Source organism: Lentzea sp. NPDC004782, assembly GCF_040609115.1.
GTDB lineage: Bacteria > Actinomycetota > Actinomycetes > Mycobacteriales > Pseudonocardiaceae > Lentzea.
This window is the reverse complement of record NZ_JBEXJN010000129.1, coordinates 1-9,428: the sequence shown is the minus strand read 5'-3', so window position 1 is coordinate 9,428 and position 9,428 is coordinate 1. Positions and strand designations below refer to the sequence as shown.

Annotated in this window: 11 protein-coding genes; 2 read left to right on the top strand and 9 right to left on the bottom strand. The window is 72.9% G+C overall.

Features of this window, described 5'->3' with window-relative positions:
• Nucleotides 1–399 (top strand): hypothetical protein (locus ABZV40_RS45770; RefSeq protein WP_355456399.1); only part of this gene is annotated, 399 nt, incomplete at its 5' end.
• Nucleotides 329–808 (top strand): membrane dipeptidase, encoded by a 480-nt coding sequence (locus ABZV40_RS45765; protein WP_355456401.1) that lies wholly within the window; start codon nt 329–331, stop codon nt 806–808. The genes ABZV40_RS45770 and ABZV40_RS45765, both read left to right, overlap by 71 nt.
• 3 nt (nt 809–811) lie before the next feature.
• Here ABZV40_RS45765 and larE read toward each other — a convergent pair whose 3' ends face one another.
• Genes larE through ABZV40_RS45720 form a run of 9 tightly spaced genes read right to left on the bottom strand, consistent with a single transcriptional unit; the run spans nt 812 to nt 9,266 of the window.
• Entirely contained in the window at nt 812–1,606 is a 795-nt protein-coding gene (larE, locus tag ABZV40_RS45760) for an ATP-dependent sacrificial sulfur transferase LarE (protein WP_355456398.1), read from the bottom strand.
• Entirely contained in the window at nt 1,606–2,754 is a 1,149-nt protein-coding gene (larC, locus tag ABZV40_RS45755) for a nickel pincer cofactor biosynthesis protein LarC (protein ID WP_355456397.1), read from the bottom strand. The genes larE and larC overlap by 1 nt, the downstream gene beginning before the upstream one ends.
• Nucleotides 2,751–3,434: a nickel pincer cofactor biosynthesis protein LarB gene (gene larB, locus ABZV40_RS45750; RefSeq protein ID WP_355456396.1), complete on the bottom strand. Its 684-nt coding sequence runs from the start codon at nt 3,432–3,434 to the stop codon at nt 2,751–2,753. The genes larC and larB overlap by 4 nt, the downstream gene beginning before the upstream one ends.
• A complete protein-coding gene (locus tag ABZV40_RS45745) occupies nt 3,431–4,552 on the bottom strand; it encodes a glycerate kinase (RefSeq protein WP_355456395.1) in 1,122 nt (373 codons plus the stop codon). The genes larB and ABZV40_RS45745 overlap by 4 nt, the downstream gene beginning before the upstream one ends.
• Complete coding sequence (gene larA, locus ABZV40_RS45740; protein WP_355456394.1) at nt 4,549–5,826, bottom strand: nickel-dependent lactate racemase; 1,278 nt, start codon at nt 5,824–5,826, stop codon at nt 4,549–4,551. Before larA ends, ABZV40_RS45745 begins: the two co-directional genes overlap by 4 nt.
• The gene (locus tag ABZV40_RS45735) at nt 5,826–6,674 is read right to left on the bottom strand and encodes an amidohydrolase family protein (protein ID WP_355456400.1); all 849 of its coding nucleotides are present in this window, start codon (nt 6,672–6,674) and stop codon (nt 5,826–5,828) included. The genes larA and ABZV40_RS45735 overlap by 1 nt, the downstream gene beginning before the upstream one ends.
• Before the next feature lie 5 nt (nt 6,675–6,679).
• Entirely contained in the window at nt 6,680–7,525 is an 846-nt protein-coding gene (locus tag ABZV40_RS45730) for a fumarylacetoacetate hydrolase family protein (protein ID WP_355456393.1), read from the bottom strand.
• A 33-nt stretch (nt 7,526–7,558) separates the two neighbouring features.
• Nucleotides 7,559–8,521, bottom strand: coding sequence for an aldo/keto reductase (locus tag ABZV40_RS45725; protein WP_355456392.1), 963 nt, complete (start codon nt 8,519–8,521; stop codon nt 7,559–7,561).
• Nucleotides 8,514–9,266 (bottom strand): SDR family oxidoreductase, encoded by a 753-nt coding sequence (locus ABZV40_RS45720; RefSeq protein WP_355456391.1) that lies wholly within the window; start codon nt 9,264–9,266, stop codon nt 8,514–8,516. The genes ABZV40_RS45725 and ABZV40_RS45720 overlap by 8 nt, the downstream gene beginning before the upstream one ends.
• Nucleotides 9,267–9,428: the final 162 nt, after the last annotated feature.

The following is a 9,428-nucleotide window of genomic DNA, read 5'->3' as shown; positions in this document are numbered from 1 at the left end:
ACGCGACCGCGCGGCGTGCTCGCGGTCGCCGCCCCGGGCAGCGAGCAGTTCGCCGCCGACTGGAACCGGCTGGTGCGTTGCGCTGCCGCGGAAACCACCCACGACCTATGCTCCGTCGGCGCGACCTCCTTCCCGATCGTCAACGCTCTGGGAGAGCTGGACGACCCGAACGTCGAGGACCTCACCGTCGACGACCGGGTCCTCACCGAGGCGAAGGCCTCGGGGCTGACCGCCGTCACCGTCACCATCGGCTACACCTGGGGTGACGAGGACCCGTACGAGCACACGGTCCGCGGCCTGGACGTCTGGGACGAGATCCTCGCCGCGCATCCCGATCACCTGCTTCAGGTCCCGCGCGCCGACGACATCATGCAGGCGCACACCGACGCATCGGCGTGATCTACGGCTTCCAGAACGCCACGACGGTCGGCTCCGAGGCCGCCGACCGCGTCCGGTTGTTCGCGGCCACCCGCGCAACAAGACCGACGAGGAACTGCGCCTCGTCGCGGACCGGGGCGGCTTCGTCGGCATCTGCTTCATGCCGTTCCCGGTCCTCTCGGGCAACGCCGCCGCCACCGACGACCTCGACGCCTGTCGCACCCACCTGACCCGGCAACAGGCCGAGCGCGCCTCGGCCGGGGCCGCCGGGGAGTCCGGCACCTGGCCGTTCGTCGAGGACCTGCGCGGGGTGGACCAGTTCCGGCAGCTCGTGCGACTGCTGGAGGAGCAGGGCTACCGGGAGGACCGCATCGCCAAGATCATGGGCGGCAACTTCCTCGCCTACGCCGACCGGATCTGGACGGCCTGAGCGTCACTCGTGGTTCAACGCACCTGACCGGAACTCCTTGAGCTCCACACCGGTGAACCCGGCCGCGCGGACCACCTCGGCCAGGCCCGCGCGGATCTGGGGCAGTTCGGCGAGATGCGGGTCGAGCTCCACCCGTCCGACGTCGCCGAGGTCGCGCACCCGCAGGTCCCTGCTCGGCGTGCCGGCGTCCGCGAGCCACGCCCGCACCGCCACCTCGGCGCGCTCCACTCTGGCCAGCCGCGCGGACGTGATCTGAAGCCCGTACCGGACGCGGCTCGCCAGGCACGGCAGCGCGGGTTTGTCCCAGGTGGACAGTTGCCAGCGCCGGCTCACCGCGCGGACGTCGGCCTTGGTCATGCCGAGATCGCGCAACGGGGTGTGCACGCCGATCTCGTCCCCGGCGCGGATGCCGGGCCGGAACGGGTCCCGCGCGTCGTCGGCGTTCGTCCCGGTCGCCACCGCGGTCAGACCGTGCTCCCGCGCAACGGCGGTGATGGCGTCCAGGACCGTGGACTTGCAGAAGTAGCAACGGTCACGGCCGTTCGCGGCGTAGCGCGGGTCGTCCAGCTCGGTCGTCGCGGGCGTGAGGTGCCGGACGCCCAGGGTGCGGGCGAACGACGCGGCGTGCGCCAGTTCGGCGGCGGCCACGCTGGCCGAGTCCGCCGTGACGGCGAGGACCGCGTCGGGACCACCGGCGCGCACGGCGGCGGCCAGGACGAGGGCGGAGTCGGTGCCGCCCGAGAAGGCCACGGCGAGCGGCCCGATCTCGGCGAGACGTGCCACGAGACGGGTGTCCATCAGCTCTCCTCCTGCGATTCCGCGGCCATCGCCAGCACGGTCCGCAGCGGCAGCCCGGTCTGCCGCGCGACCGCCACCGCGTCGTCGTACTCGGGTTTGCTGTGGTGCGGCCCGTGTTTGCGGCGAACCGGCATGCCCTGTACGTGCACGATGTCCGTGCTGCGCGCGACGGCGGTCCTGCGCACGGTGCTTCGCCGCACGCCCAGGCTTCCGGTTTCCGCGAGCATCAGCCGTTCGACGCCGTCGGCGTGCTCCGGAGCCGCCAGTGCGTGCAGAACGTGCGCCGGGCGGCCCTTCTTCATGACCGCGGGCGTGATCCAGCTGTCGAGCGCACCGCCGTCGAGCAGGCGGCCGACGACGTACCCGAGCACCTCGCCGGTGACGTCGTCCAGGTTGGTCTCCAGCACGACCAGGTCCCGCACGTCCGCGTCGTCGGTTTCACCGAGCCGCACGACCGCGACGTTGGGACGGTCGGCCAGCACCCTGGTGCCCGCGCCGTAGCCGGTGGCGGACAACCGCATCGGCGGAGGTGGCCGGAAGTCCGCGGCCAGGGCGCGCAGCAGAGCGGCGGCGGTCGGGGTGACGGTCTCGCCGCGCAGCTCGGACCCGGTGACCGTGGCGCCGTCCAGCAGGGCCGCGGTCGCCGGTGCCGGGCAGGGCAGCACGCCGTGGGCGGTGCGGACCGTGCCGGTGCCGAGCGGCAGCGGTTCACAGTGGACGGTGCGGACGTCCAGCGCCGTGACGGCGGCGGCTACGCCGACGATGTCCACGAGGGTGTCGTGACCACCGAGCTCGTGCAGGTGCACTTCGTCGGGATCCTCGCCGTGCAGGCGTCCCTCGACCTCGGCGATGGCGCGCAACGCCGCCACCGCCACGTCCGCCACCGCCCGGTCGCGAACCCGCCCGGCCATGGCGATCAGCTCGGCCGCCTTGCGACTGGTGGCGTGGTCGGACACCACGACTCCGGCGCGGGAGGCGGTGAGGCCGTGGCTCACCGCGCGGGTGACGGTGAGGTCCCAGCCGGTCAGGCCGGTGTCGGTGACGGCGGCGCGGATCGCTTCGAGCGGGGCACCCGCGTCGACGAGGGCGGCCAGCAGCATGTCGCCGGCGAGGCCCGTGAACGGGGAGATGACGCAGACACGGCTCATGGCGCGCTCCGGAGGGCCACGCGGGACAGGCGGAACGCGGCCATCGCCGCACCGAACCCGGAGTCGATGTTCACCACCGTGATCCCGGCCGCGCAGGACGCGTGCATGGCGAGCAACGCGGTGATGCCCTCCAGGCCGGCGCCGTACCCGGTGGAGGTGGGAACGGCGACCACCGGGCAGGCCACCAGGCCACCGATGGCGCTGGCGAGCGCGCCCTCCATCCCGGCCACCACGATGACGGTGTCTGCGGCACGCAGCCGGTCCTGCTCGGCGAGGAGGCGGTGCAGCCCCGCCACACCCACGTCGGTGACGGTGGTGACGCTGAGACCCACGGCGGTCGCGATGGCGGCGGCTTCACGGGCCACGGGCTGGTCGGCGGTGCCCGCGGCGGCGACGACCACGGTGAACCCGACCGGTGCGGCGGGACGCCAGACGAGGAGGCGGGCGGCGGGGTCGTACGTGCCGTGCGGAACGTCCGCCAGAACCGCGACCGCCGAATCAGCGTCCACACGGGTCACCAGCACCGCACCGTCGTTGTGCCGCAACAACGTCCGGACGATCGACGCGATCTCCGCGGCCGTCTTCCCGGTGCCGTACACGACCTCCGGCAGCCCCTGCCGCGCCTCCCGGCCGACGTCGACCCGGGCGAAACCGAGGTCGACCGCCTCCTGCCCGCTCACGCCGCCCCTCCCCGCACGACGACGGACGGCAGTTCCCGCCCGATCCGCTCCAGCAGCTCGGGCGCACGGCCCACCGCGGCCTCCAGACTCCCGGCACGGGTCAGCAACGACCACGTGGCCACCACGCCGATCTCGCGCAGCTCGTCAGCGGAGAGCCTCACATCGCCCGCGACCACCACCACCGGCACGCCGTGCCGCCGAGCCGCCGCGGCCACCCCGAAGGGTGCTTTGCCGCGCAGGCTCTGGGAGTCGAACCGGCCCTCCCCGACCACGACGAGCGACGCCGAGCGCAGGGCCTCCTCGACGCCGACCTCGCCGAGAACGAACTCCGCGCCGGAGACGCGGCGGGCGTCGAGGGCGGCGAGTGCCGCGAAACCGGTGCCGCCGGCGGCTCCCGCGCCGGGAGACGAGCTCAGGTCACGGCCGGTCGCCCGCGCCATCGCCGCGGCGAACTGGCACAGGCCGCGCTCCAGCACCTCCACGTCGCGCGGAGTCGCGCCCTTCTGCGGGCCGAACACCGCGGCGGCACCGGACGGGCCGGTCAGCGGGTTGTCCACATCGGACACCAGCGTCACCCGTGCCAGGCGCAAGCGGAAGTCCAGCAACGACAAATCCACTTCGGCCACGTTGGTGAGGGCCGCGCCACCGGGACCCACCGGTACGCCGCGGGCGTCGGTGATGCGGGCGCCGAGGGCGCGCAGCAGGCCCGCTCCCCCGTCGGTGGTCGCGCTGCCGCCGACCGCGAGCACGATGTCCAGGCAGCCGTGGTCGAGCGCGGCCCGGATCAGCTCGCCGGTGCCGTGGCTGTCGGCGACGAGTGGCGCGAAACCTCCTGGCAGCACGTCCAGGCCGCTCGCCTGGGCCATCTCGATCACCGCGCGGGTCCCGCGCACGGCGAACGCGGCGCGCACCGGCCGTCCGGTGGGGCCGGTGACGTCGGCGAGGACCTCGCGATAACCGGCCCGCGCCAGGGCCGCCAGGGTGCCCTCGCCACCGTCGGCCACCGGCATCTCCACCGCGCGGCCACCCGCGGCGGCCACTCCCGAGGCGACCGCCGCGCAGGCCTGCGCGGCGGTGAGGCAACCGCGGAACTTGTCCAGGCACACCAACACGTTCATGGGCGTTCCAGGTACGGGATCGTCTGCGGACCTTCGGGCAGCACGCACAGGCGGGCGTCCGGTCCGGCCGCGGCGAGCGCCTCCCGCACCGCCTGAGACACATCGGGAGTCTGCGAGAGGTGCGCCGTGGCCAGTTCGTCGTCGCTGAGGTACGACGTGTGCATGACGACCCGGCAGGCGGCCTGGATGCGGGCCTGGATCTGCACCTGCCACTGGTCCGGCACGGTGACCGTGCGCGCCGAGATGTCCGCGAACAACGCGGCGGGCGAGTCCGCGGACGCCAGCACCGAGCGGTACGAGCCGTGGTCGGGGAAACCGTCCCGGCACTCGGCCGCGCACACGATCGTGCCGCCCGGCTTGACCACCTCGAACGCCGCCGACATGCCCTTCACCGACTGGTAGAGGTTCTGGTCGAGCGGGTAGCCGGAGTTCGTCGTCACCACCACGTCGAACAGGTGCGGCACCGGTTGCATCGCGACCTCCCGGGCCGCGCGCACGGCGGCCGCGTGCATCGCGAGCAGGTCGCCGCCGAACGCGGCCACGACGTCCTTGTCCTGGTTCAGCACCACGTCGAACCCGAACGTCACCCCGGTGGCGGCGGCGATGGCGCGCACGTCGTCGTGCACCGGGTTGCCCTCGATGACGCCCCACGTCGCCCGCGGGTGCCCGATCCGCCGCGCGTCGTGCAGCACCAGCACCGTTTCCAGCGCGGCGAGACCGGGGGCGACCAGCTTCGGGCCGCCGGAGAACCCGGCGAAGAAGTGCGGTTCGACGAAACCGGTGGTGATCCGCACGTCCGCGGCGACCCATTCGCTGTTGAGCCACACCGGCACGTCCGCGCCCATGTGCCCCAGCCACGTGAGGCTGGCCTGGTCACGGGCGTCGTGGTTGACGATCCGCACCGAGTCGACGACCTCGTCGCCGAACATCGCGCGCAGCTCGGCCTCGGTGTTGCCGCGGTGCGTGCCGGTCGCGACCAGCACCACGACGTCGGACAGCTCGACCAGCCCGTCGAGCTCCTCCAGGATCGCCGGGATCATCAGGTGCCGGGGCTGCGGACGGGTGCCGTCGCAGGCCGAGATCGCCACGGTCTGGCCGCGCCGAACCCGGTCCCGCAACGGCGGCCCGGCGACCGGGGACCGCAGTGCGCGCCGGAGGATCTCGCGGGGCGCCTCGGTGACCTGGTGGTGCTTCGGCACCACGACCGTGGTGCGAGCCGGGTCGACCCGCAGATCGAGTCCCGTCTCGCCGTAGGCCAGTCGCACGGTGTGCATCAGCTCGTCCCCAACCGGTAGACGCGCTCGGCCGTGCCGGCGAACACCTGGTCGCGCTCAGTCTCGGAAAGCCCGGCGAACAGCCGGGCGGCAGCGTCGAAGACCTCGCCGTAGGACGCCGCGAGCAGGCAGACGGGCCAGTCGGTGCCGGCCATCAGCCGGTCCGGCCCGAACGCCTCCAGCGCGATCTCCACGCACGGCCGCAGATCCTCGACGGTCCACTGCGGACCGGCCTCGGTGACGAGACCGGACACCTTGGCGACCACGTTCGGTTCGGCGGCCAGCGCGGCCAGGTGCGTCGCCCACGGTTGCAGCACACCACCGGCGATGTCCGGTTTGGACAGATGGTCCAGCACGAACACCATGTCCGGCACCGCCCGCACCGCCACCAGCGCCGCCGGGAGCTGGTGCGGCCGGGTCAGCAGGTCGTAGGCGAGCCCGGCGTCACGCACCGCCCGCAGCCCGGCGAGCACGTCGGGACGCATCAGCCAGTCCGGGTCCGGCTCGGGCTCCACCAGGTGCCGGATGCCGGCCAGCCGCTCGCCACCCGGCCCGGAACGCAACCGGTCCAGCTGCTCGGCGACGTCGGGCGCGGTGAGGTCCACCCACCCGACGACGCCCTTGATCAGGTCGGACTTCCCCGCCACGGCGAGGAACTCCGCGGTCTCGTCGATGTCGTTCAACACCTGGACGAGCACGGTGGCGTCGACGCCCGCCGGTCCGGTCACGGCACTGAGGTCCGCCGGACCGAAGTCGCGGCGGATCGTCCTCAGCTCCGGCCCGTCGAGCCAGTCCTGCGGCCGGGCGGAGAGGTCCCACAGGTGGTGATGGGCGTCGATCCGGCGCATGGCGCTCACGCCTGCCCGATCCGCTGCCGTTGCGTGCCAAGACGATCGATGCTGAGCTCGACCGTGTCACCGGCACGCAGGTAATCGAAGTCGTTGACGCCGAACGCCACGCCCGCGGGCGTGCCCGTGTTCACCACGTCACCGGGCTCCAGCACCATGAACTGGCTGAGGTACCAGATGATGTGGTGCACTCCGAACAGCATGTTCGCGGTGTTGCCGTTCTGCCGGAGCTCACCGTTGACGCTCAGCCGCAGGCCGAGCGCCTGCGGGTCGCCCACCTCGTCGGCGGTGACCAGCCACGGTCCCAGCGGGTTGAACGTCTCGCAGGACTTGCCCTTGGTCCACTGACCGCCGCGCTCGGTCTGGAACTCGCGTTCGCTGACGTCGTTGGAGATCGCGTATCCGGCGATCACCGCCGCCGCGTCCTGCGGGCTCTCCAGGTACCGGGCGGTGGCACCCAGCACGACGGCCAGCTCCACCTCGTAGTCGGTCTTCACACTCGCCCTGGGCACCAGCACCGTGTCGTTCGGCCCGACGACGGTGTTGGACTTCTTCATGAACACCACCGGCTCCGCGGGCGGTTCGGCCGACGTCTCGGCCGCGTGGTCGGAGTAGTTGAGCCCGATGCACACCAGGGCGCCGGGACGGGCCACGGGTGCGCCGACCCGCAGTCCCGTGACGTCCAGCTCCGGCAGACCGGTCAGGGCGTCACGTACCCGCGCCACACCGCCGCCGGCCAGGAAGTCGCCGTCGATCTCCCCCGTCACCGGGCGCAGATCACGCACCTGGCCGGCGTCGTCGAGCACCGCGGGAATCTCGGTGCCGGGGTCGCCCACTCTCAACAGTCGCATTGCCGTTCCTCATCCATGTGTTCTTCGAAGCCGTCACGGGGTTGGCACATCGGATTCAAGCAGTCCGGCGTCACGCAGTTCCGCCCACAGCCCCGGCGGAGGGGGCGTGGCGAACGCCGCCACGTTCGCACGGAGCTCGGCCTCGGCGCGGGCGCCGATCAGCGCACCGGTCACGGCCGGGTGCCCGAACGGGAACCACAGCGCCGCGGTCGGCAGCGTCGTGCCGTGCCGGGCGCAGACCTCGGCGATCCGCCGGGCGCGGCCGACCACGTCCGCGGACGCGGCCCGGTAGTCGTAGGTGGCGTCGTCCGGCACGTCCTGGCGGGCCAGCAGACCGGAGTTGAACAACCCGGCGGCGAGCACGTCCACCCCGCGTTCGGCGCACAACGGCAGCAGCTCGGCGAGCGCGGGCTGCTCCAGCAGCGTGTAGCGGCCGGCCAGCAGCACGGTGTCCACATCGGACTCCCGCACGAACCTGGCGAGCATCCGCCACTGGTTCATCCCGGCACCGATCGCGCCGATCACGCCCTGCTCGCGCAGTTCCACGAGCGCGGGCATCGCCTCGTTCGCCGCCTGCTCCCAGTGGTCGTCCGGGTCGTGCAGGTAGACCACGTCCACGCGGTCGAGCCCGAGCCGGTCGAGCGACGACTCGAGGCTGCGCCGCACGCCGTCCGCGCTGAAGTCCCACACCCGGCGCGTGGTGGCGGGAACGACGAAGCCGTCGTCGTCGAGCCGTCCCGCTCCGGACGGGTCGGGCACCAGCAGCCGGCCCACCTTGGTGGACAGCACGAACTCGTCGCGCGGCCGGTCGCGCAGCGCGGCACCGAGCCGTCGTTCGGCCAGCCCCAGGCCGTAGTGCGGGGCGGTGTCGAAGATCCGGATCCCGGTCTCCCACGCCGCGTCGACCACGGCACGGGCCTCGCGGTCGGTCACCTCGGTGTACAGGTTGCCCAGCGGGGAGGTGCCGAGTCCCAGCCGGCTCAGGACGTCAGCCACGGGGGCGCAGCCGGAGCGCGTCCATGCCACCGTCGACGGCGAGCACGGTCCCGGTGGTGGACCCCGACATCGGGCTCGCGAGGTACGCGATCGCCGCGGCGATCTCGTCGGCCTTCACCAGACGGCCGTGCGGCTGCCTGGCCTCCAGCGCCGCCAGCTCGGCCGCCGGGTCCGGCGCCGAGTCGAGCAGCCGCCGCACCCACGGCGTGTCGGCGGTGCCGGGCGCGACCGCGTTGACCCGGATGCCCTCCCGGATGTGGTCGGCGGCCATGGCACGGGTCAGCGCGTGCACCGCGCCCTTGCTCGCCGAGTAGACCGCCCGTTGCGGCAGGCCCGCGGTCCCCGCGATCGAGCCGGTGTTCACGACGGCGGCGAAGTGGGAGTTGCGCAGGTGCGGCAGGCAGGCGCGGGTCACCCTGGCCATCCCGACGACGTTCACGTCGAACACCCTGAGCCACTCTTCGTCGGTCGCGGCGGCCACGTCACCCTGCGCGCCGATGCCCGCGTTGTTCACCACGACGTCGATGCCGCCGAACCGTGTCACGACCGCTTCCACGGCGTCGCGGACGCTGTGGTCGTCGGACACGTCCGCCCGCACGAAGAACATGTTCTCCGGCAGGTCGCTCGCCGCCAGGTCGAGCACGGCGACCCGTGCACCGCGGGCGGCGAGCAGTTCGGCCGTGCTCCGGCCGATGCCCGAGCCGCCGCCGGTGACGAGAGCCACCAACCCGTCGAAGTCTCCCATGACCGATTGCTCCGTTCGTCGATTGAGCCGTGGCGGAACCCTTGTCCGCCAACCGATGCGTGCTGCCCGAGCAGGTAGCCGGAAGTCGTGTCCGCGACTCGCCGTCCGGTGAGTGGATGAAGGGCTCCTTCATCCACACCAGGTGGAGGAAGGAGCCCTTCA

Excerpts from the sequence above, each read along its gene's own strand:
- ABZV40_RS45745 (WP_355456395.1), bottom strand. The coding sequence starts at position 4,552 with ATGAACGTGTTGGTGTGCCTGGACAAGTTCCGCGGTTGCCTCACCGCC.
- ABZV40_RS45735 (WP_355456400.1), bottom strand. The coding sequence starts at position 6,674 with ATGCGCCGGATCGACGCCCATCACCACCTGTGGGACCTCTCCGCCCGG.
- larC (WP_355456397.1), bottom strand. The coding sequence starts at position 2,754 with ATGAGCCGTGTCTGCGTCATCTCCCCGTTCACGGGCCTCGCCGGCGAC.
- larA (WP_355456394.1), bottom strand. The coding sequence starts at position 5,826 with ATGCACACCGTGCGACTGGCCTACGGCGAGACGGGACTCGATCTGCGG.
- ABZV40_RS45720 (WP_355456391.1), bottom strand. The coding sequence starts at position 9,266 with ATGGGAGACTTCGACGGGTTGGTGGCTCTCGTCACCGGCGGCGGCTCG.
- larE (WP_355456398.1), bottom strand. The coding sequence starts at position 1,606 with ATGGACACCCGTCTCGTGGCACGTCTCGCCGAGATCGGGCCGCTCGCC.
- ABZV40_RS45730 (WP_355456393.1), bottom strand. The coding sequence starts at position 7,525 with ATGCGACTGTTGAGAGTGGGCGACCCCGGCACCGAGATTCCCGCGGTG.